Consider the following 21,987-nt stretch of genomic DNA (forward strand, 5'->3'; position numbering starts at 1 on the left):
GTATGAGATCTACCGGCTGAGCGCTGTTGAGGGAACCGAGAAGCTCCCCTACGCACTCAAGGTCCTCGCCGAGAATCTGCTTCGCACCGAGGACGGCGCGAACGTCACGAAGGACCACATCACCGCGATCGCCAACTGGGATCCCTCGGCCGAGCCGAGCATCGAGATCCAGTTCACGCCCGCACGCGTCATCATGCAGGACTTCACCGGCGTGCCCTGCGTGGTCGACCTGACCACCATGCGCGACGCCGTCAAGGAACTTGGTGGCGATCCCGACAAGGTCAACCCGCTTGCGCCCGCCGAGATGGTCATCGACCACTCCGTCATCATCGAGGCGTTCGGCAACGCACAGGCCTTCGAGCGCAACGTCGAGATCGAGTACCAGCGCAACGAAGAGCGTTACAAGTTCCTTCGTTGGGGCCAGGGCGCATTCGACGACTTCCGCGTCGTGCCGCCGGGCACCGGAATCGTCCACCAGGTCAACATCGAGCACCTCGCACGCTCGGTCATGGTCCGACCGAACGCCGAGGGCACCGACGTCGCCTACCCCGACACCTGCATCGGCACCGACTCGCACACCACGATGCAGAACGGTCTCGGCGTGCTCGGCTGGGGCGTCGGCGGTATCGAGGCCGAGGCGGCAATGCTCGGGCAGCCCGTCTCGATGCTGATCCCCCGCGTCGTCGGCTTCAAGCTGACAGGTGCGACCAAGCCCGGCGTCACCGCGACCGACGTCGTGCTGACCATCACCGACATGCTGCGCAAGCACGGCGTCGTCGGCAAGTTCGTCGAGTTCTACGGCAACGGTGTCGCCGAGGTTCCGCTGGCCAACCGCGCAACGATCGGCAACATGAGCCCGGAGTTCGGCTCGACCTGCGCGATCTTCCCGATCGACAGTGAGACCATCAGCTATCTCAAGCTCACCGGCCGCCCCCAGGAGACCCTCGACCTCGTCGAGGCGTACGCCAAGGAACAGGGCATGTGGCTGGAGAAGGACGCCGAGGAGCCCGCGTACTCCGAGTACATGGAACTCGACCTGTCGACGGTCGTCCCCTCGATCGCCGGCCCGAAGCGTCCGCAGGACCGCATCGAGCTGTGGGACGCCAAGAACGCGTTCCGCAAGGACATCCACAACTACGTCGAAGAGGGCAACACCCCCGCCTACAACGGTGTCGACGAGTCGAACGCCGAGAGCTTCCCGGCGTCGGATGCGCCCGCACTCGACCCGAACGGCGCGAAGCTGTCGTTCGCCGACGACGATTACGAGCCCGCCCACAACGCCAGCAAGGGCGCAGAGGGACGGCCGTCGAAGCCGGTCAAGATCTCCTCGCCCGAGCGCGGTGACATGATTCTCGACCACGGCATCGTCACCATCGCGTCGATCACCAGCTGCACCAACACCTCGAACCCGTCGGTCATGCTCGGCGCGGGCCTGCTCGCCAAGAAGGCCGTCGAGAAGGGTCTCACCCAGAAGCCGTGGGTCAAGACCTCGATGGCACCCGGTTCGCAGGTCGTCACCGGCTATTACGAGAAGGCCGGTCTGTGGCCGTACCTCGAGAAGCTCGGCTTCTACCTGGTCGGTTACGGCTGCACCACCTGCATCGGCAACTCGGGCCCGCTGCCCGAGGAGATCTCGAAGGCGATCAACGACAACGATCTGACCGCCACCGCGGTGCTCTCGGGTAACCGCAACTTCGAGGGTCGTATCAACCCCGACGTGAAGATGAACTACCTCGCGTCACCGCCGCTGGTCATCGCCTACGCACTCGCGGGCACGATGGACTTCGACTTCGAGAACGACCCGCTCGGCCAGGATCAGGACGGCAACGACGTGTTCCTGAAGGACATCTGGCCGTCGAACGAGGAGATCGCTCAGACCATCGCCAGCTCGATCAGCCCCGAGCAGTACGCGGCGGACTACGCCGACGTGTTCAAGGGTGACGAGCGGTGGCGGAGCCTGCCCACTCCCGAGGGCAAGACCTTCGACTGGGACGACGAGTCGACCTACGTGCGCAAGCCTCCGTACTTCGAGGGTATGAAGCTCGAGGCGGACCCGGTCTCCGACATCAAGGGTGCTCGTGTACTCGCCAAGCTCGGCGACTCGGTCACGACCGACCACATCTCCCCCGCGTCGACGATCAAGCCCGGCACCCCTGCCGCGCAGTACCTCGACGCACATGGTGTGGCCCGCAAGGACTACAACTCGCTGGGTGCACGTCGCGGCAACCACGAGGTGATGATCCGGTCGACCTTCGGCAACATCCGTCTCGCCAACCAGCTCGTCGATGTCACTGGTGGTTACACCCGCGACTTCACGCAGGAGGGTGCTCCGCAGTCATTCATCTACGACGCCGCGCAGAACTACGCGAAGCAGGGCACCCCGCTGGTCGTGCTCGGCGGCAAGGAGTACGGCACCGGTAGCTCGCGTGACTGGGCCGCCAAGGGCACCAGCCTGCTGGGCGTCAAGGCCGTCATCACCGAGAGCTTCGAGCGTATCCACCGCTCGAACCTCATCGGTATGGGTGTGATCCCGCTGCAGTTCCCTGACGGCGAGTCGCACAAGTCGCTGGGCCTCGACGGAACCGAGACCTTCGACATCACCGGCATCGAAGAACTGAACAACGGCACCACGCCGAAGACGGTTCACGTCACCGCCACCAAGGAGGACGGCTCGAAGATCGAGTTCGACGCCAAGGTGCGCATCGACACACCCGGTGAGGCCGACTACTACCGAAACGGCGGCATCCTGCAGTACGTGCTCCGCAACATGATCAAGAGCTGACAGGGCGAGCTCAGTGCCCAAGGTCAGTGATGACCGCCTTGCCGCGCGTCGTCGGGAGATTCTCGACGGCGCGCGGCATTGCTTCGCCGAGTACGGCTACGACGGAGCGACGGTCAAACGCATCGAGGAGTCCACAGGACTGTCTCGTGGCGCGATCTTTCACCATTTCCGCGACAAGGAAGCACTCTTCCTCGCACTCGCTCGCGAAGACGCCGAGCGCATGGCCGACGTGGCCGCGGAGCAGGGTCTCGTCCAGGTCATGCGCGACATGCTCGCTCGCCCACAGGATTTCGACTGGCTGGGTACGCGACTGGAGATCGCGCGCAAGCTGCGAACGGATCCGACGTTCCGGTCCGCATGGCTCGAACGCTCCGCGGAGTTGGAGAAGGCCACCCTCGATCGGCTCGAGCGTGGTCGGGAGACCGGGCGGTTGCGTGACGACGTTCCCACCGACGTCCTGCTCGCCTACCTCGACCTCGTGCTCGACGGCTTGATCACCAGACTCGCCTCCGGTCGCCCGACTGACGACCTGCACGCCGTGCTGGACCTCGTCGAGGCGTCGGTACGGGCGCCGAGCAGTGTGGAGGGTTAGCCAGGTCCTCGTCGACGGCGGGTGTCCGTGATTCCACTCACCCCGAGCGATCGCTCGGTATAGGATCACACGGAGCCGTACATGCTGTTCGATCAGAGGAGAGCCCGTGTTCCCAGGTGTCATCGCCGCCACCACCCCCGACAAGCCTGCGATCATCGACGCGGCTCGCGGACTGAGCCTCACCTACAGGGAACTCGACGACAATTCCGCGCGTCTCGCCAACCACCTTGAGGCACTGGGTTTGCGTCCCGGTGACACGATCGCCATGGTGTCCCGCAACGACCTACACATGTTCGAGGTCTACTGGGCCGCGCTGCGCAGCGGGCTCTACGTCACGGCGGTCAATCATCATCTCACCGCTGACGAGACCGACTACATCCTCACCGACAGCGCTGCACAGGTCGTGTTCGCCGACGCGACAGTGTCCGATGCGGTATCGCAGACCGGGCAGATCCCGGCTCTCGCCGTACCAGGACACCGGATCGCCTGGGGTGGCCGGATCGACGGTTTCGACGACTACGACGCCGTCCTCGCCGCTGCGCCCGATACCCCCCGCACCGACGAGCCCCGGGGTACCGACATGCTGTATTCGTCGGGAACCACGGGACGCCCCAAGGGAATTCGCACACCACTTCCTGTGGGGAACGTGGCAGAGGTTCCCGACGCCTACACAGAGATCTTCGGCCCGATGTACGGATTCGACTCCGACAGCGTCTATCTCTCCCCTGCTCCGCTGTATCACGCTGCGCCGCTGCGGTTCTGCGGCGTGACGAATTCGACGGGCGGCACCGTCGTCTTCATGGACCACTTCGACCCGATCGACGCCCTACAACTGATCGAGGAGTACCGCGTCACGCACAGCCAGTGGGTGCCGACGATGTTCATCCGGATGCTGAAGTTGCCGGAGGATGTCCGCACCGGCTACGACGTCTCGAGCCTGAAGGTCGCCATCCACGCTGCCGCGCCGTGCCCCGCCGAGGTGAAGCGCGCCATGATCGAGTGGTGGGGTCCGGTGATCTACGAGTACTACGCATCGACCGAGGCCGCAGGCGCCACCTTCATCGGCTCCGAGGATGCGCTGACCCATCCGGGCTCGGTCGGTCGAGCCGGTATGGGAGTCATCAGGATCTGCGACGAGACGGGCGCCGAGGTGCCGACCGGCGAAGTGGGATTGGTGTACTTCGAACGCGACACCCCGGCGTTCGAATACCACAATGATCCCGAGAAGACCGCGTCCGCCTATCACCCCGATCACCCCACCTGGGCCACCACCGGCGACATGGGCTACGTCGACGACGATGGCTTTCTCTACCTCACCGATCGCAAGGCGTTCATGATCATCTCCGGTGGCGTGAACATCTACCCGCAGGAAGCGGAGAACGTCATGATCAACCATCCGGCCGTCTACGACGTCGCGGTGATAGGCGTCCCCGACGACGATCTCGGCGAAGTGGCGAAGGCGTGCGTCCAACTCGCCCCCGAATACACACCGTCCGACGAACTCGCCGCCGAGTTGCTCGACTTCGTGCGGGAGTCCCTTGCACCATACAAATCGCCCCGCACCGTCGACTTCGTCGACGAACTCCCGCGCACACCGACAGGCAAGCTGGTGAAAGGCCAACTGCGCAAGGCGTACTGGCCGTCGACCGTCTGAATGACCGTCGATAACGCGCCGGTAACGGTTCTTCGCGCCTGTTAACGATCTTCTTCCCGATTCGGACAGAGACAGTATCGGGGGTCACACAGTGATCCGAATTGGGTCGGGGAGATCGAGAGCGCGCCATGCGCACCACCGAGTCACGCCGTCTTCGACGGCACCACACCGCACGTCTCGCCTGTTCGCGAGTTCGCCTGCAGCGCGGCATATTACGCGCAGCGTTCCTGCTGGGAGCCTTCGTTCTGACCATGGCTGCGGCAGTAGCCGGCACGGCACCCGCACATGCAGACGACCCTTCCGTCCCCGCAGGTTCCTCTGCCGCCTCCACAACGCCTGCGACGACTCCCCCGGCAACCACCACACCTCCGGGCACCACCGAACCGCCGACCACGACCCCACCGACGACCACACCGCCCACCACGACCCCACCGACGACCACACCGCCCACCACGACCCCACCGACCACGACACCGCCCACCACGACACCACCTGATGGCTCGCTCCCGGTCAGCACAGTGCACCTGAACGCGGTTCTCGAAGGCGCGCACGACACCGTGAACGGGGTCACGGTGCGGGTCACCTGGCCTGGCTCCTACACGGTCACCACACCGGCGACGCTGCAGACCTCTCACGGCGGGCTGAAGTTCACGGTCGTCAGTGTGCCGAAGGGGTTGCGACTGGTCAGTCCCGCGACGGACGGCGTGACGGTGCGGCGAGGACAGAGCGCCACCTATCTCATCCGTCTCGCAGTCGACGAGGGGTCGACCGGAGTGGTCCCCGGTCGCGATCCCGGCGCCCGCACTCCACTGGATTCGATCCCGTCGGGACCCGTCGACCGGCCGTGACCGCCGTGGACCGCTGCGCGTACGGCATGCGAATGATTTAGGGCTCGCACCGCGTCACTGCGATAACGCAACCACCGATGTAGTCGACATTCCGGGTGTCGGGGCCCGTCCACCCCATGAAAGGCTCAGTGACAATGTCCAAGCACATCACGCACTGCCACAACAGTTTTCGGCCCAGACGCCGAGTGATCACCGCGCTTGCGGCCGGGATTCTCGTGGGCGCCGTGGCGACACCCGCCGTCGGCGTGGCCGACACACCGCCGCCGTCGATGTCGTCTCCATCGACGACGTCAGTAGACACGCCGACGACGGCGGTACCGACAACGACCACCACACCGCCGACGACCGACCCGTCACCCACCGTGCCGTCGGCGCCGAATCCGTCGTCCCCCAACCCGTCTACACCCGTGCAGGCCCCGACCTCGGTGAGTTCGAGTGTTCCGTCGACTCCACCGGAGTCGGGGAGCGCACATCTGTACGTCGCATCGTTCATTCCCTATGACGGCGGCATCACGCCGGTGGACAACGTGCGTATCCGCCTCACCAACACCCAGACCGGAGCGGTGACCCTCGCGACCGCGCCAACCGACCTCACTCTCAACGTCGGTACCTATCGATACGAGACGCTCGCGTGGCCGGACGGCCTGAAGCTCATCTCCGGGAGCGGCAACGTCGAGTTGGGGTTGCTGGGCAACCACATCCAGATCTCGTTTGCGAGGGTCGACGACGGTGGTGATGGCACGACCGGAATACTCCAGCTGGTCAAGACCGATCGGATCACCGGAGCGAAGCTGCCCGGCGCGGGATTCGCATTGTCGACGTGTTCGGGGCAGTCACTGGGAACGGTGACGACCGGTGACGGTGGCGTCGTCAACCACGAGGTCGCACCCGGATGCTATCGGGCTCGTGAGATCACAGCACCGAAAGGCTATGTCGCCGAAGATCGTACATACACTGTCGACGTCTCGACCGACAAGGTGTCGACGGTGACCGTCTACAACACGCCGGTGGGACACGTCAGCGACCGTCATCCGGCCTCGCGGGTCCCGTTGTCGTCTGTTCCGTCGGGACCGGTGAGTCAGCCATGAACGGGCCACGCATGCGCGCCTTGTTCTGCCTGGTGGCACTGGGCTTCGCGTTGGTGATCGGCGGGTGTTCGACGAGCGACCGTGAGTCGGCGGCCACCGCTCCGTCGGCGCAGGCTGAACTGCCGGCGCCGGTCGCCGCCCGCACCGACGAGAAGTCCGCTCCGAAAAGCATTGCCGTAGGTGGTGATTCAGCAATTACCGAGGCAGTGGCAACCGACACGACCGGGGCGCTGCTGCCGCCGCAGGACGTACGCCGTCTCGGATGGTGGGTCGATTCCTCGCTGCCGGGATCAGGAAAGGGCACCATCGTGGTCACCGGCCACGTCAACGAGGCCGACCAGGGCACGGGATTCGCGGCGCGATTCGCGACGATGAAACCGGGCGAGACGGTCGCGGTGACCACTGCGTCCGGTCAGCAGATCAACTACCGTGTGACACGAATCCAGAACGCCGACAAGGAGACCGGGTTCCCCTCCGACGAACTGAACCGCGTCGACGGGCCCGAGACACTGGCCCTCGTCACGTGCGGCGGCCAGTTCGTCGGACCACCGCTGGGTTACAAGGACAACGTGATCGCCTGGGCAACCCGCGCCTGATCAACCGCGGATCAAGCGAGCTCGATCAGCTCCTGGTACTCCTCGCTCCAGTGGTCCTCGGTGCCGTCGGGCAACAGGATCACCCGCTGCGGATCGAGCGCGGCTGCGGCACCGGGGTCGTGGGTCACGAGAACCACGGCTCCGGTGTAGCTGCGCAGGGCGTCGAGGACCTGCTCACGCGAGATCGGGTCCAGGTTGTTGGTGGGCTCGTCGAGGAGAAGCACGTTGGCGGCCGACGAGACGAGTCCTGCGAGAGTGAGTCGCGTCTTCTCACCGCCCGACAGCGTTCCCGCGGGCTGATCGAGTTGAGGACCGGTGAACATGAACGCTCCGAGGAGTCCACGCAGATCCTGCTCGCCCGCGTCGGGCGCCGCGTGCCTGATGTTCTCCCACACGGTCGCCATGTCGTCGAGCGTGTCGTGTTCCTGGGCGAAGTACCCGATCTTGAGTCCGTAACCCGGTTCGAGCGTTCCGGTGTCTGGCGCCTCGACTCCCGCGAGAACCTTCAACAGCGTCGTCTTTCCCGCTCCGTTGAGGCCCAGCACCACCACGCGGCTGCCCTTGTCGATGGCGAGGTCGACCCCCGCGAAGATCTCCAACGAGCCGTAGGACTTGCTCAAACCCGAGGCCATCAGCGGGGTCTTGCCGCACGCCGCCGGTTCCGGGAACTTGATACGCGCGGTCTTGTCCGCCACCCGCTCGGCGTCGAGCGAATCGATCATCCGGTCGGCACGCTTGAGCATCTGCTGTGCCGCAGTCGCTTTCGTGGCCTTCGCGCCGAGTTTGGCGGCCTGCGCGCGCAGCGCCGACGCCTTCTTCTCGGCGTTGGCGCGCTCACGCTTGCGGCGCTGTTCGTCGGTCGCGCGGGCGTCGAGGTAGCGCTTCCATCCCATGTTGTAGATGTCGGCCTCCCCGCGCACCGCGTCGAGGAACCACACCTTGTTGACGACATCGGCGAGGAGATCGACGTCGTGGCTGATCACCACGAGTCCGCCTTCGTGGTTCTGCAGGAATCCGCGCAGCCAGGTGATCGAGTCGGCGTCGAGGTGGTTGGTCGGTTCGTCGAGGAGCAGCGTCGTATCGGATTTACCCGAGCCGTCGGACGCGGCGAAGAGGATGCGTGCGAGTTCGATGCGACGACGCTGTCCGCCGGACAATGTGCGCAGCGGTTGACCGAGAACGCGGTCGGGCAGGCCGAGGCTGCTGCAGATCCGTGCTGCCTCCGATTCGGCGACATAGCCGCCGAGGTCGGAGAAGCGCTCTTCGAGTCGGCCGTACTTGGCGACGGCCTTGTCGCGGACGGTGTCGTCGGCGGCCTCGGCCATGAGGGCCTGCTGCTTCTCCATCTGGTGCATGATCTCGTCGAGACCCCGCGCGGAGAGCACACGGTCGCGCGCGACGACGTCGAGATCGCCCTCTTTGGGATCCTGCGGCAGATATCCGAGCTGACCCGTGCGCGTCACCGTGCCCGCGTACGGCTCCGTCTCGCCGGCGAGAATACGCAGTGAGGTGGTCTTTCCTGCGCCGTTACGTCCGACGAGTCCGATACGGTCGCCAGGTTGGATTCGCATCGCGGAGCCGGGCGCCGACAACAGGGTCCGAGCGCCCGCTCGAACTTCCAGGTCGGTCGCGGTGATCACGACATACCAGTCTACTGTGCGGCAACCAGTGGTTTTTCCACCCCGCTGACCCACGCAGCCCCCACGTCGCTCGATACGGTGGCAAGGTGACCGAACGCACAGCTGACACTTCCGTTTCTCCGACCGATCTCAGCGGACGATCCGCCCTCGTCACGGGCGCGAGTCGCGGCATCGGCCTGGCCATCGCCACCGAACTCGCACGTCGGGGCGCCAGTGTGGTGATCACCGGCCGTAAACCCGACCCGCTGAACGAGGCCGCCGAGTCGATTCGTGCCGCGGTCGACGGGGCAGAGGTCGACGTCTGCCCCGGAAACACCGGCGACGCCACCCACCGCGTCGACGCGGTGGCGGCCGCAGTCCGCCTCGGCGGCGGTATCGACATCCTGGTCAACAACACCGGCATCAACCCGACCTACGGACCGCTCGTCGACGCCGATCTCGATGCGGTGCGCAAGATCTTCGACACCAACGTGGTCGCCGCCCTCGGATTCGTGCAGGAGGCCTACCGCGCAGGGATGGCCGACTCCGGCGGTGCGGTGCTCAACATAGCCTCGGTCGCGGGCCTGCGATCAACGGGCGTGATCGCCGCCTACGGAGCGTCGAAGGCGGCACTGATCCGTCTCACCGCCGAACTGGCGTGGGAACTGGGTCCGAAACACATCCGCGTCAACGCCATCGCACCGGCCATCGTGAAGACGAAGTTCGCAGACGCGCTCATCGCCGGTGACAACGAAGCCCGCGCCGTTGCCGGCTATCCCCTGGGACGGCTCGGCAGCACGGAGGACATCGCACAGGCTGCGGCATTTCTGGTCGGCGAGAACGCATCCTGGATCACCGGCCAGACCCTGCAGGTCGACGGCGGACTGCTGGCCACCGGATCGATGTGAGTCCGTCGCGAACGGCGATCGTCGTCGGTGGCGGTCCCGCGGGACGAGGGCTCGCGCATCGCCTGCGTGAGCATGGGGTGAGCACCACCCTGGTCGATCCGCATCCCGACAGAACCTGGCAGGCCACGTATGCCGCGTGGACAGACGAGTTGCCGAACTGGCTGAGCGACAACGCATTCGCCTCTCGGATGGACACCGTTGCAGTCCACGCTCGAACCCGCCACGAGATCGCCCGCGGCTACACGGTGCTCGACAATGCAGCCCTCGCAGCCGAATTGGATCTCGGCGGGGTGGCGCTGGTGAGGTCGACCGCGACCTCGGTGTCGCCACGGGAGGTGGTCTGCACGGATGGCTCGGTGCTGCATGCCGAGCAGATCATCGACTGCCGCGGCGCTCTGCCACACGATGCGCCCTATCAGACGGCGTTCGGGATCGTCGTCGACGCCCGGGACGCGGAGCCGATTCTCGACGGTGCGGGCGCGTTGCTCATGGAGTGGACGGGCCCCCGACAACTCGGCGCAGCGGGCTCGCCACTTCCGTCGTTCCTCTATGCCGTACCTCTCGGCGACGGCACAGTGCTGCTCGAAGAGACCTGTCTGGCCGGACATCCCGCGCTACCGCTCGCAGAGCTCCACCACCGGCTCCTGGTGAGACTGGGCGACAATCATCCGTCGGTGCTCCGCACGGAGTCGGTGAATTTTCCCCTCGTCGGCGCGTCGACGACGCCGTGGAAGGACCCCGTGTTCCGGTTCGGGGCCGCGGGCGGGCTGAAGAATCCAACGACGGGCTACAGCGTGGCCGCCTCATTGGCATGCGCGGATATCGTCGCGACCGCGGTCGCCGAGGGTGCCGACCCCGTGGCCGCACTGTGGCGAACGCCAGTGCGTTCGGTGCATGAGCTGCGGGTACGCGGACTGTCGGCGCTGCTCGGTCTCTCAGCCGATGAGACCCTCGACTTCTTCGAGGCGTTCTTCACCATGCCGATCAGCGCCCAACGCAGCTACCTCAGCGGGCGCGATGACCTTGCCGGGACGTTGGAGGCGATGGGACGCGTGATCTGCAAGGTCGGCATGCGGACGCGACTGAAGGTCGGTCGCGGCGCGGTGGCCGGGGGTGGATGGCCTGACGTCGCCCTCGACTGATCCCGGTCAGTCCAGGGGTGCCGTCAGGTAATCCTGGATCGCGCGCCCGACGGTCCTCACCAGTGTCTGCGCGGTGACCTCGGTGGCCGACGGGAGAGCCAAGACCTTGCGGCACAAAGCCAATCCCAGGATTTGTGTGGCAACAAGGCCGGTGCGCACCACTGCCTCGCCCTCGTCCGGTACCACCGCCGCGACCATGGGCAACATGTGCTCCTCGACGATCTCCACAACACGATCACGCGCAACGGGGTCGGTCATCGCACTTCGGAGCAGCACACTGAGCAGGTCCTGCGACTCGGCATCGTCCCAGATGCGCAGAAAGTGTTCGACGACCGCTGCGCCGCGACGATCCTCCGGTAGCGCGGCGAGGTCGGGGACGTCGACGTCGACTGTCGTCGCAGCGGTGAACAGGCCCCTCTTGTCGCCGAAGTAGCGGATGACCATCGACGGGTCGATATCGGCGTCCTGTGCGATTGCCCGCACAGTTGCACCGGCAAAACCACTGCGCGCGAAGTGTTCCCGTGCCGCGACCAGGATCGCGGCACGGGAGCGCTCCGCTCTCTCCTTCTTTGTCATACCGGCCACATGTTGCATACCGACAAGTCTAACGGGTTATGATCAACAGACGTTGGCCAACACGCGTTGACTGACTTGATCCACCGGAGTGCGCATCGCGCGCAGATCCTCACCCGATCAAGGAGAAGGACATGTTGCCCGAGAACATCGACGTACTGATCGTCGGCGGAGGCCCAACCGGACTCGTCGCCGCCACCGTCCTGACACGCGCAGGCCGGAACGTACTCACCCTCGACAAGCAGCCCGAGGGCCATAATGCCTCGCGAGCTGCGGCCATTCAGGCACGGACCATGGAGATCCTGCAGGAACTCGGTGTCGCCGACACACTCGTGGCCGAGGGTGTCGTGGTCCCGTACTTCACGTTCCGCAACCGCGAGAAGCTACTCAACGAACTGCGATTCGCCGACCTCGACACGAGGTATCCGCACGTCACCACCATTCAGCAGTGGCGAACCGAGCAGGTACTCACCGACAAACTGCACGATCTCGGCGGCCGGGTCACCCGCGGCTACACCGTTGTCGGGCTCGACGACACCGGCGAGGGCATCGACGTCGACGTCGACGGTCCCGATGGACGCGAGACCGTCCGGGCGCGATTCGTCATCGGTGCCGACGGCACGCACTCGGTTGTGCGCGAATCGGCGGGCATCGATTTCGTGGGCGGCGACTATCCGCAGTCGTTCGTACTCGCCGACGCCGAGTTCAGCGATTGGCCGCTGCGTTTCGACGAGGTGCAGAACTTCTTCTCCCCCAACGGAATCGTTGTGAGCGGGCCACTGCCCGAAGGCCGACGAAGGGTCCTGTTCACATGGCCGGACGAGGTCGACGACGTCGACGTCGCTCTGGTTCAGGACGTCCTCGACACCCGCGGCCCGACCGGATCGAGGGTCACCCGCATTGCGTGGGGATCACAGTTCCGTGTCCACCACCGCATCGCCGAACGCTTCCGCAAAGGTGACATCTTCCTCGCGGGCGATGCCGCCCACGTGCACAGCCCGGCCGGCGGCCAGGGAATGAATCTCGGCATCCAGGACGCCTACGAGCTCGGCATGGTCCTGGCCGCGGCCCTGTCATCGACACCGACGGTGAACCTGGACACCTACGAACACCGTCGACGACCGATCGCGGCGTCCACCGTGCGGTTGACCAACATCATGACCTCCGCGTCGGTCGCCGAGAATCCGCTCGCCATGAAGCTGCGTGACCTCGCGATGAACGCGATCGGGCATCTGCCGCCCGCCCGCAAGCAGATGGCGCTGCACATGGCAGAGCTGGTGGCGTGATGACGTCGCCGTCGCTCACCGGAGTCCACCACCTCAAGTTTCCCGTCTCCGACCTCGAGCAGAGCATCGACTGGTACGCACGGGTTTTCGGTGCCGAACACATCAGGCGATTCGACCACCACGACTCGGCAAGGCAGCGCTACGCCGTGGTGATCTCGATACCGGGCGTGCATCAACTCGTCGAGTTGCGCCTGAATCCAAGTGCAGCGCAAGGAGTCTCGGGTTTCGATCCCGTGACCTTCGGAGTCGCCGACGAGAAGACACTCCGGGAGTGGATCACGCATCTCGATCGGCAACAGGTGCCGCACACGCGCGCGATCACCGGCTACATCGGACAGGTCGTACGCCTGACGACACCGGACGGCATGACGATCCAGATCTATACAGATCCCAAGGGAGGATTCGAGTCGGCGACGTTCGACCGCTCGGTGGTGGTGGACCCGGTCACGACAGATCCCACCTGATGTGCGCGCCTGTGCAGATTGCACGCTCGCTCGACTGGCGAAGCGTCCTCGCGAGATGCAAAATATTCCGATGAAAGTGTCGCGAATTCTGAAACGGACGGTGATGTCGACCGATGGTCACTGATGCCTCTGCGAGTGGCGAAGAATTCACCGAGACCGCTGGAGCGGGGTCTGAAACGCCAATCATCGACGCGGTCGTAGCCCACATTCCTGGAGTCTCCCGCGAGCTTCAGCAGGAAGCGAAAGAGGCCGAGGAGCGCGCCGCCAAGATTATGCGCGACATTGGATTCAGTGACGCGAAGCGGTCCAGAACCGGTCCCGACCGGGGGGTCGACGTCACTGCGACAGGCGCCATCGCCCAGGTAAAGTGGCACAGCAAACAAATCCCGCGAACCACGACACAAGAATTCGCGGGTGCATGGCTTCACCGTCAGCGCACTTGGAAGCGAAATGAGAAGATGTTCTTCTTCTCCAAGGGCGGCTACAGTAGATTCGCGACTCAGTATGCCGACGATATCGGCATGGTGTTGTTTGTGTTCACCAAGGGCGGAAAGATTACGCCAGCAAACAAGCATGCTCGCGCGTATCAGAAGAAGTACCCATCTGTAGTAGCGAAGGCTCAATCGCCCAGCCGACCTACGAAAGAATCACCGTGGCGCAATGTCTTTGAAAATGTACTGACTCTCTTTCTCACCGTCGTGTTGCCACTCGCGATGCTCGCCGTCGGAGTTTTCTTGACATACGTCGGGATCGACCGACTGCTGTCGGGCAGCACGGCTGCCGGCATCGCTTCCCTCGTTGGCGGACTCCTGCTTTTCGCACTCTTAGTTGCCGCCGGCTGGTGGGTCTTCCGATCAGAGAAGTGAGTCGTAATCGTCACTTATTCTCGACCGACCAGGTTGGCCGATCTCGATCACGCGATTTACAGCCGCAAACAAGAGCAGTAGAAGTTTGCGCGCCATACGCCATTCGCCACACATCGATCGAGCCGGCGACGTCCCGTCATAGATTCTCAACAAGATCGAATGACCCTTGGTAGTTGCTACCCCAGACCTGCACGGGGTACCAACATACTTCTGGAGTTCGAGCGTTGGCGAGTTCTCAATTTTCGCCCACCAACAGATCAGGGTCGCACCGGTACGATCTCTTGGCGTTGGATCCTACGTTCATTCCAACTTCAATCGATGATGCCGTCGTGTGCGGTCAGCGTGACCGTCTCACACCTGCCGTTATGTGAACCGTATCGTTTGACGACCGTGGATATCCACCTGTCGACACGGTCACCGACGCCGCTCCCTGAGGTCGCGCCACTCCTCGATAAGCCGGTCGACATCGACAGTGTGCGCGGTGACGACCGACGGAAGACCCGCGCGCGTGGTCAGATGAGCTTCTCGAACCCGACGGTTGAAGTCGGTGAGTATGTCACGGACCGCGGCTTCGTCGGCGACATCGACCAGAGAAGCGGGAAATCCCTGTGCCTCCTTGCGTAGCTGCAGAGAGCCGGGCAGCAGTGCCGTGGAATCGAGCCCCTCGTCGCGGATCTTGCGTTTGACCCACCAATCCGGATCGTTGGCGTCAGAGAGATCGAGCGGTTTCCCCATGCCCGGCAGGTCGTCGAACTCACCCCGCTCGGTGGCCTCGCGGATCATCTTCTCGACGCGGGTCTCGTATGTGGGCGGCTTCCATCGACGGACACGACGAAACCGTCGCTCTGGTTCGTCCATGTATCCAGGGTGCCACGTATTCGGGATGCCACGGCACGCGCTCGCCCCATCGCCCCTATCCGTCGTAGAGCACAGAGAGCCGGTGCTGTTCTGCCCAGCGTGCGAAGTAGCAGGGAGGATCGGTCGCCCGAGCCCTGCGCGCTGCGGGCTGGAAGGTCCGAGCAGTGGTCCGGGACCAGTCGACGCCGCGCGCAGAACAGTTGGCTGCGACCGGCGTGGAAACGGTCCGTGGAGACTTCGCCGACAGCGCATCGATTCGTTCGGCATTCGAGGGGGCAGACAGCGTCTTCAGCGTTCAACCGAGTTCCGGACAACCGGGCCGGCCGATGTCCGACGAATCCGAGGTCGCCGCCGGCATCATGGTGGCCGACCTGGCGCGCGAGACCGGGGTTGAGCACCTCGTGTACAGCTCGTCGGAGATGATCCCGGTTTCCTCGCGTGCGGAGACGATTCCCGTTCCTGCTCAGCGTCGACGAGTGGCTGCCGACAGCAGACGCTGTGACAGGACGCGGATCACCGTGAATCCGAGCGGTGATGGTGCCTCCTCAGCTCAGAGCCGAGTATCCACCGGCTCGGATTCCAGTGCCAGGACGCCGAATACACACTCGTGGACCCGCCACAGCGGCGCGCCGTCGACATGCCGGGCGAGAGCTTCGCGACCGAGTTGGTACTCGCGCATCGCCATCGACCGCTTGTGCCGCAGGTCGCGGGATCGCAGCCGGTCAAGGTCATGGCGATACCCCGGGCCGTAGATGATGCGCAGGTACTCCTCGCCACGAACCTTCACACCGGGGAGCACGAGACGATTTTTCTTGTCGCGCACCATGTTCGCGAGAGGTTTGACCACCATGCCCTCCGCTCCGTCAGCCGTGACTCGTTCCCACCAGCGCGTGCCCGCGGCACGTGACGACGGATCGGTCATCGTGACAAGGTGTCGTGCCGTGGGCGCGAACAACGAGGGTTCAGAGCGCACGAGTCGGTCGGCGACGTCGAGGTGCCACAGGTGCGATTCGCATTCGAACGTCCGCGACACCGACTCGCCTCCGCCCGCTGCAAGCACCTCGAACGGCGCGACGCGCACGTCGTCGATGCCTGCGCCCGGTGTCACGTACCGCAGATATGCGGAACTGAAAGCGTCGATGTCCGCACGCTCGCTGTGCACCGAATCCCGAAGGTTGCCCACGTCGAGCCCCCGCGTGGCTGCGGTGTCGAGTTCACCGGCGTATGCGTCGAGTTCGACGGACGCCGCTGCGGCGAGGTTTGCAAAGTTGTCGCGAATCAGCTGCTGCCCCTTGATATTCCACGGCAGCAATTCGGCATCGAGAATCACCCAGTCGCAGTCCAGCGCGTCGAACAGCTCGGACGCCCCGCTGCGTGCCCGCAGCAGTAGCCCAGCGGTGGTCTCGTCGTCGAAGAACATGCGGCCGGTTCTGGTGTACAGCGCGCCGGGCCCGTCGATGCCGAAGCCCCGCCTGGCCGCGCGTGCGTCACGGGTGACGACCACCACCGCACGCGAGCCCATGTGCTTCTCTTCGCAGAGCACCGTGTCGACGCCCGCCTGGGCGTAGTAGGCGAATGCGGCATCGGGGTCCTCGAGCAGGTCGGCACTCTGTGCGCCGACCGGACTCATCGTCGGCGGCAGATACCGGAGCCAGCGGGGATCGGCCGCGAAACGCGACATCACCTCGAGCGCCGACGCGGCGCGGTCGCCGCGCACGGTGACCGACGGACCGAACCGTGTCGAGATCAGCCGCTTGTCACCTGCGACGACGTCGTCGAATCGCAGACGAGAGCGGACGCGTTCGTCGGCGTCCGAGTCGCCGTAACCCATCGGTCGCTCCGACGGCCAGTACGTCTCGGCAGCCGCCACCCCGACCACGTCGTTCTCCGGGTAGCGCAGCGCGCTGAGCCGTCCACCGAACACACAACCGGTGTCCACGCAGAGTGTGTTGTTGACCCATTCGGGCAGCGGCACCGGGGTGTGGCCGTACACGACCCGCGCGTCACCGCGGTAATCGCGCGCCCAGTCCAGACGCACCGGGTAACCCCACCGATCGGTCTCACCGGTCGTCTCGCCGTACATGGCCAGACTCCGCACCCTGCCCGACGTGCGCCCGTGGTAACGCTGCGGCAACCCGGCGTGGGAGATCACCAGACGTCCGTCATCGAAGACATAGTGCGACACCAGGCCATCGATGAAATCCAGCACCTCGGCGACGAATTCGGGCGGCTCGGCGTCGAGTTGCTCGAGTGACTCGGCGAGTCCGTGCCGGGCCGCCTGCTCGGTGGTCGCCGACCTCGACCGCCGCTGACGCAGCGCGCGGAGCAACTTCTCTTCGTGATTACCACGTACGCAGAACGCCTGCCCGTCGGCGGTCATCGACATGGCGATCCGCAGCACCTCCGGGGTGTCGGGGCCCCGGTCGACGAGATCACCGACGAAGATCACACGACGCCCGTCAGGATGAGCGTCGACGCCCAGGAAGTCGCCCGCCTGCGAGCGCCGCACAGTCCAGCCGAGTGCGGTGAGCAGCGCACACAGTTCTCGTGCGCAGCCGTGGACATCACCGATGATGTCGAACGGTCCGTGCTCGTCGGTGCGATCGTTGAAGAGCCGGGTACGCACAACCCGCGCCTCGTCGATCGCATCGACCCCGTCGAGCGTGTGGACGAATCGAAATCCCTCCTTGCGGAGGCTTTTTCCGTGCCGGTGCAATAGTCGGTGCTGGCGTCCGATCACACCTGGATCGATGTCGGGGCGGTTCTCCGCACGCCGCTCGAGATCGGGGAGCCCTACGTCGAGCACAATCGCCACGGCGAACACGTCCCGCTCCTTGGCGAGATCGAGCAGCACTTTTCTGTCCTCAGGCCGCACCGACGTCGCGTCGACGACGGTCAGTAGTCCACGGCGGAGTCGACGATCCGCGATGTCCAGCAGTGCACCGAACGCGTCACCTGTGGCGGACTGGTCTCTCGGGTCGTCGGCGACAAGTCCTCGGAACACATCCGACGAGAGCACCTCTGTTGGCGCGAAGTGCTTGTGCGCGAACGTCGACTTGCCTGCGCCCGACACCCCGACCAACACCACCAGGCACAACCTGGGCAGTTCGATGACCGTCATCGAGCACCTCCCACGTCGATTCGTCGGAATACCGCACTCTGCGTGGGGGTTCCGACGCCGTCGGCGACCTGCCCGATCCCCGACAGGGTCACCTCGTACGAATAGTCGGCTGCCACCCGTCCACACCACGACTCGAACTCGTCGCGGGTGAATTCGAAGCGGTGGTCCGGATGACGAAAGCCGTTGTCGAGGCCGTAGACCGGGTTGTACTCGGCGTTCGGTGTGGTGACGATCACAGCACCGGGTTGCATCGTGTCGAAAACCGAGTCGACGGCAACCGGCAGCCGGCCGGGATCGATGTGCTCGATCACTTCCATAAGGACCACGACGTCGAATCCGCGGCAGCGCTCATCGGTGTAGAGCAGCGAGGACTGCCATAGTTCGATCCCCCGCCGACGCTCGAGTCGTCCTGCAGCCGTACGCAATTCGTCGGTCGAAACGTCGACGCCGGCGAGGCGCGTAACCGTGCTGTCGGCGGACAGCGCGGCGAGCAGGCGCCCCTCGCCGCAACCGACGTCGAGCACCGAACGCGCCTGCGTGCCGCGGATGATCTCGGCGACCGTCGCAATACGCTCATCGGCCAGCGTCCTTCGCGTATCGGGGCTTCGCCGGTCGGCTTCGACGGCGCGTGTCTCGTCCTCGGCACTCTCCGGAGGGACACGATCCGAGCCGAGCCGACTGAGCGCCTCCGTCGTCAGGCCGCCCAGGTGCTTCAGGTACCCACGCACGATCGCGTCCCGTCGGGGATGCTCCGCGAGCCAGCCGTCCCCGAGGCGGAGCAGTTTGTCGACCTCGTCGTCATCGACGAAATAGTGCTTGTCGCCCGCGAGGGCAGGCAGTGCGACGGCGATGTGTCGTAGGCTGTCGCGCACCGTGAATCGGCCGGACAACGTGAGGGTCGCGAAGTCGGAGTCACCCCAGTCTGCGGGCATCAGCGGCTCGGCACGCGCCGTCACCGACCAGCCGAGGGGCCCGAACACGTCCTCAGGCCTCAGCTCCGCCCGCACGGGAACTGCTGGAATCGACACCGTCATGTCCCACGCATGGTCGACGATTTCCGCGCGGCTCGGACAGCGTCCTGCAATGGCGTCACCGAAAACCTTGCCCATCGCGACCACGAGGCGGGTCGACGCCGCGTACGGAATCGTGTTGACGTATCGGTCGACGTCGGTATGCGTGTCCACGCGGGCACCGCTGCCGTCGACGTGCAGGACGACGCGGCAGCGATCAGCCGCTGCGACGGGATAGAACACCGTCGCCTCCCCCTGTGTGGTGGCGAAGCGCTGCACCCGGTCGGGATGCTTGTGCAGCAGAAAGCCCAGATCCGTCGCGGGAGGTAGCGATCGGCCGCCATCAGCAGCGGTTCGTGCAATCTCGAGGGCTAGTAACACGCCTTCACCCTATGGGGCGGCACAAGCGAATTGTCAGACGGTGAAGCCCAGTGCGCGTAGCTGTTCGCGGCCGTCGTCGGTGATCTTGTCGGGACCCCACGGCGGCAACCACACCCAGTTGATCTCCAACTCGGTGCACAGTCCGCTGCCGATCAGCGCCGCACGCGACTGGTCCTCGATGACGTCGGTGAGCGGACACGCCGCCGACGTCAGTGTCATGTCGATCTTGGCCACCGCGTCGTCGGTGATCTCGATGCCGTAGACCAGGCCGAGGTCGACGACGTTGATGCCGAGTTCGGGGTCGACGACGTCGCGCATCGCTTCCTCGACGTCGAAGATCTCCGGAAGCGACGTGCTGGGCTCGCTCATGGTGCTCGCGGGCTGGTCGGCCGGCTGGGTCTCACCTGCGTCGGTCTTGATTGCCTGGGTATCAGTCGCCTGAACTTCATCGGCGGCGTCTGCAGCCGTCGCGGTCTGAGCTGTGGGCTGTTCGGTCATGAGGTCTCCACCTGTTCTGATTCGCGCTCTTCGACGGACTGGGCGAGTGCGTCCTTGAACGCCATCCAGCCCAACAGTGCACATTTCACACGCGCCGGGTACTTGCTCACGCCGGCGAACGCGATCCCGTCGCCGATGACGTCCTCGTCTCCTTCGTCGGAGCCACGGGAGGTCATCATCGCGTTGAACGAGGCGACCGTCTCCAACGCCTTGTCGACGCTGGCGCCCTCGAGCTGATCGAAGAGCACCGACGTGGACGCCTGCGAGATCGAGCACCCCTGGCCGTCATAGGAGATGTCGGCCACCGTGTTGCCGTCGTCCGACAGAGCCACACGCAAGGTGACCTCGTCACCACACGTCGGGTTGACGTGATGGACTTCGGCCCCGAACGGTTCGCGGAGTCCGCGCCCGTGCGGATGCTTGTAGTGATCGAGGATCACATCCTGATACATCTGCTCCATGCGCATGTCAGACGACCCCGAAGAACTTCTGCGCCTTGACAATTGCCGCTGCCAGTGCGTCCACTTCGTCGAGCGTGTTGTAGACGGCGAACGACGCGCGCGCACTGGCCGCGACACCGAAGCGTCGATGCAGTGGCCACGCGCAGTGGTGTCCGACACGGATGGCGACGCCCTCGTCATCGAGGATCTGGCCGAGGTCGTGCGCATGGATTCCGTCGACCAGGAACGACACCGCACCGCCGCGGTTGTCGGTGGTCGTCGGCCCGACGACCCGCAGTCCCTGGATCTCGCCGAGTGCGCGCAGTGCGTGCTCGGTGAGTGAATGTTCGTGCGCCGCAACGGCGTCCATGCCGATCGCGGCCAGGTAGTCGACGGCTGCTCCGAGTCCGACGACCTGGGATGTCATCGGTACGCCCGCTTCGAACCGCTGCGGCGGGTCGGCGTAGGTCGTGGCCTCCATGGTGACGGTCTCGATCATCGATCCGCCCGTGATGAACGGCGGCAGCGCCGCGAGCAGATCGGCCTTGCCGTAGAGCACACCGACCCCCGACGGACCGAGCATCTTGTGTCCGGAGAACGCGGCGAAGTCGACGTCGAGAGTACGGAAGTCGACGGGCATGTGCGGGACCGACTGGCAGGCGTCGAGGACGACCAGCGCGCCGACGGCACGTGCGCGGCGTACGAGCTCGTCGACATCGGCCACCGCGCCGGTCACGTTCGACTGGTGGGTGAATGCGACGACCTTGACGGTGTCGTCGAGTGTGAGCGAGTCCATGTCGATTCGCCCGTCGTCGGTGACGCCGTACCACTTCAGCGTCGCGCCGGTGCGTCGGCACAGCTCCTGCCACGGAACGAGATTCGCGTGATGTTCGAGTTCGGTGATCACGACGGTGTCGCCCTCACCGAGTCTGCGGCCACCGAACAGTGGTGCGCTGCGATCATCACCGAGCGTGTAGGTGACGAGGTTCAACGACTCGGTGGCGTTCTTGGTGAACACGATCTCGGGGGCGGTGACCCCGACGAACGACGCGATCTTCTCGCGGGCACCTTCGTAGTCGTCGGTTGCCTCCTCGGCGAGCTGGTGCGCACCACGATGCACGGCTGCGTTGTGGGTCGTCAGGAACTCACGCTCGGCGTCGAGCACCTGCACGGGACGCTGCGAGGTGGCACCGGAATCGAGGTAGACCAACGGCTTTCCGTCGCGCACCGTGCGCGTCAGAATCGGGAAATCGGCACGGAT

The 21,987-nt window shown here is 65.1% G+C and carries 19 protein-coding genes and 1 pseudogene; 12 read left to right on the top strand and 8 right to left on the bottom strand.

Annotated features, from left to right (window positions below):
- From GOOTI_RS23675 to GOOTI_RS23705, 6 genes are all read left to right on the top strand, one after another.
- On the top strand, positions 1-2,782 hold a 2,782-nt coding region (locus GOOTI_RS23675), incomplete at its 5' end, for an aconitate hydratase (protein ID WP_007241135.1).
- Between the two features lie 13 nt (positions 2,783-2,795).
- Positions 2,796-3,374, top strand: coding sequence for a TetR/AcrR family transcriptional regulator (locus tag GOOTI_RS23680; protein ID WP_007241136.1), 579 nt, complete (start codon positions 2,796-2,798; stop codon positions 3,372-3,374).
- A gap of 106 nt (positions 3,375-3,480) precedes the next feature.
- Positions 3,481-5,028, top strand: coding sequence for an acyl-CoA synthetase (locus GOOTI_RS23685; protein WP_007241137.1), 1,548 nt, complete (start codon positions 3,481-3,483; stop codon positions 5,026-5,028).
- Between the two features lie 128 nt (positions 5,029-5,156).
- Positions 5,157-5,876 (top strand): hypothetical protein, encoded by a 720-nt coding sequence (locus GOOTI_RS26965; RefSeq protein ID WP_233425571.1) that lies wholly within the window; start codon positions 5,157-5,159, stop codon positions 5,874-5,876.
- Between the two features lie 134 nt (positions 5,877-6,010).
- Positions 6,011-6,964 carry a SpaA isopeptide-forming pilin-related protein gene (locus tag GOOTI_RS26970; RefSeq protein WP_233425572.1) on the top strand — a complete coding sequence of 318 codons (954 nt, stop codon included), beginning with the start codon at positions 6,011-6,013 and terminating at the stop codon, positions 6,962-6,964.
- Positions 6,961-7,560: a class F sortase gene (locus GOOTI_RS23705; protein WP_007241141.1), complete on the top strand. Its 600-nt coding sequence runs from the start codon at positions 6,961-6,963 to the stop codon at positions 7,558-7,560. Before GOOTI_RS26970 ends, GOOTI_RS23705 begins: the two co-directional genes overlap by 4 nt.
- An 11-nt stretch (positions 7,561-7,571) precedes the next feature.
- Here GOOTI_RS23705 and GOOTI_RS23710 read toward each other — a convergent pair whose 3' ends face one another.
- Positions 7,572-9,200, bottom strand: coding sequence for an ABC-F family ATP-binding cassette domain-containing protein (locus GOOTI_RS23710; protein ID WP_007241142.1), 1,629 nt, complete (start codon positions 9,198-9,200; stop codon positions 7,572-7,574).
- A gap of 86 nt (positions 9,201-9,286) precedes the next feature.
- Here GOOTI_RS23710 and GOOTI_RS23715 point away from each other — a divergent pair, with 86 nt between their 5' ends.
- Positions 9,287-10,087, top strand: coding sequence for an SDR family oxidoreductase (locus tag GOOTI_RS23715; protein ID WP_007241143.1), 801 nt, complete (start codon positions 9,287-9,289; stop codon positions 10,085-10,087).
- Positions 10,084-11,229, top strand: a complete 1,146-nt coding sequence (locus tag GOOTI_RS23720; RefSeq protein WP_007241144.1) for a lycopene cyclase family protein — start codon at positions 10,084-10,086, stop codon at positions 11,227-11,229. The genes GOOTI_RS23715 and GOOTI_RS23720 overlap by 4 nt, the downstream gene beginning before the upstream one ends.
- 6 nt (positions 11,230-11,235) lie before the next feature.
- On the opposite strand, the gene GOOTI_RS23725 is transcribed toward GOOTI_RS23720, so the two are convergent.
- On the bottom strand, positions 11,236-11,823 hold the full coding sequence (locus GOOTI_RS23725) for a TetR/AcrR family transcriptional regulator (RefSeq protein ID WP_138985376.1): 588 nt from the start codon (positions 11,821-11,823) through the stop codon (positions 11,236-11,238).
- Positions 11,824-11,936: 113 nt separating this feature from the next.
- Here GOOTI_RS23725 and GOOTI_RS23730 point away from each other — a divergent pair, with 113 nt between their 5' ends.
- The 3 genes from GOOTI_RS23730 (at position 11,937) to GOOTI_RS23740 (ending at position 14,418) form a co-directional block, all read left to right on the top strand.
- The gene (locus GOOTI_RS23730; RefSeq protein ID WP_007241146.1) at positions 11,937-13,088 is read left to right on the top strand and encodes an FAD-dependent monooxygenase; all 1,152 of its coding nucleotides are present in this window, start codon (positions 11,937-11,939) and stop codon (positions 13,086-13,088) included.
- Entirely contained in the window at positions 13,088-13,552 is a 465-nt protein-coding gene (locus tag GOOTI_RS23735) for a VOC family protein (RefSeq protein ID WP_007241147.1), read from the top strand. The genes GOOTI_RS23730 and GOOTI_RS23735 overlap by 1 nt, the downstream gene beginning before the upstream one ends.
- 113 nt (positions 13,553-13,665) lie before the next feature.
- On the top strand, positions 13,666-14,418 hold the full coding sequence (locus GOOTI_RS23740) for a restriction endonuclease (RefSeq protein WP_007241148.1): 753 nt from the start codon (positions 13,666-13,668) through the stop codon (positions 14,416-14,418).
- Between the two features lie 414 nt (positions 14,419-14,832).
- Here GOOTI_RS23740 and GOOTI_RS23745 read toward each other — a convergent pair whose 3' ends face one another.
- Positions 14,833-15,276 (bottom strand): DnaJ family domain-containing protein, encoded by a 444-nt coding sequence (locus tag GOOTI_RS23745; protein ID WP_007241149.1) that lies wholly within the window; start codon positions 15,274-15,276, stop codon positions 14,833-14,835.
- 122 nt (positions 15,277-15,398) lie between these two features.
- On the opposite strand from GOOTI_RS23745, the pseudogene GOOTI_RS27320 reads away from it, so the two are divergent.
- Positions 15,399-15,707 (top strand): annotated as a pseudogene (locus tag GOOTI_RS27320) (NmrA family NAD(P)-binding protein); the annotation flags it as partial.
- 119 nt (positions 15,708-15,826) lie between these two features.
- Here the strand turns inward: GOOTI_RS27320 and GOOTI_RS23750 are convergent.
- The 5 genes from GOOTI_RS23750 to GOOTI_RS23770 form a co-directional block, all read right to left on the bottom strand.
- Entirely contained in the window at positions 15,827-18,397 is a 2,571-nt protein-coding gene (locus GOOTI_RS23750) for a polynucleotide kinase-phosphatase (protein WP_007241150.1), read from the bottom strand.
- A complete protein-coding gene (locus GOOTI_RS23755; protein WP_007241151.1) occupies positions 18,394-19,788 on the bottom strand; it encodes a 3' terminal RNA ribose 2'-O-methyltransferase Hen1 in 1,395 nt (464 codons plus the stop codon). The genes GOOTI_RS23750 and GOOTI_RS23755 overlap by 4 nt, the downstream gene beginning before the upstream one ends.
- A gap of 33 nt (positions 19,789-19,821) precedes the next feature.
- Positions 19,822-20,286, bottom strand: a complete 465-nt coding sequence (locus GOOTI_RS23760) for a metal-sulfur cluster assembly factor (RefSeq protein ID WP_007241152.1) — start codon at positions 20,284-20,286, stop codon at positions 19,822-19,824.
- On the bottom strand, positions 20,283-20,753 hold the full coding sequence (gene sufU, locus GOOTI_RS23765; RefSeq protein ID WP_007241153.1) for a Fe-S cluster assembly sulfur transfer protein SufU: 471 nt from the start codon (positions 20,751-20,753) through the stop codon (positions 20,283-20,285). The genes GOOTI_RS23760 and sufU overlap by 4 nt, the downstream gene beginning before the upstream one ends.
- A gap of 1 nt (position 20,754) precedes the next feature.
- A partial coding sequence (locus GOOTI_RS23770) for a cysteine desulfurase (RefSeq protein ID WP_007241154.1) occupies positions 20,755-21,987 on the bottom strand: 1,233 nt, incomplete at its 5' end.

This window comes from Gordonia otitidis NBRC 100426 (assembly GCF_000248075.1).
Classification (GTDB): Bacteria; Actinomycetota; Actinomycetes; order Mycobacteriales; family Mycobacteriaceae; genus Gordonia; species Gordonia otitidis.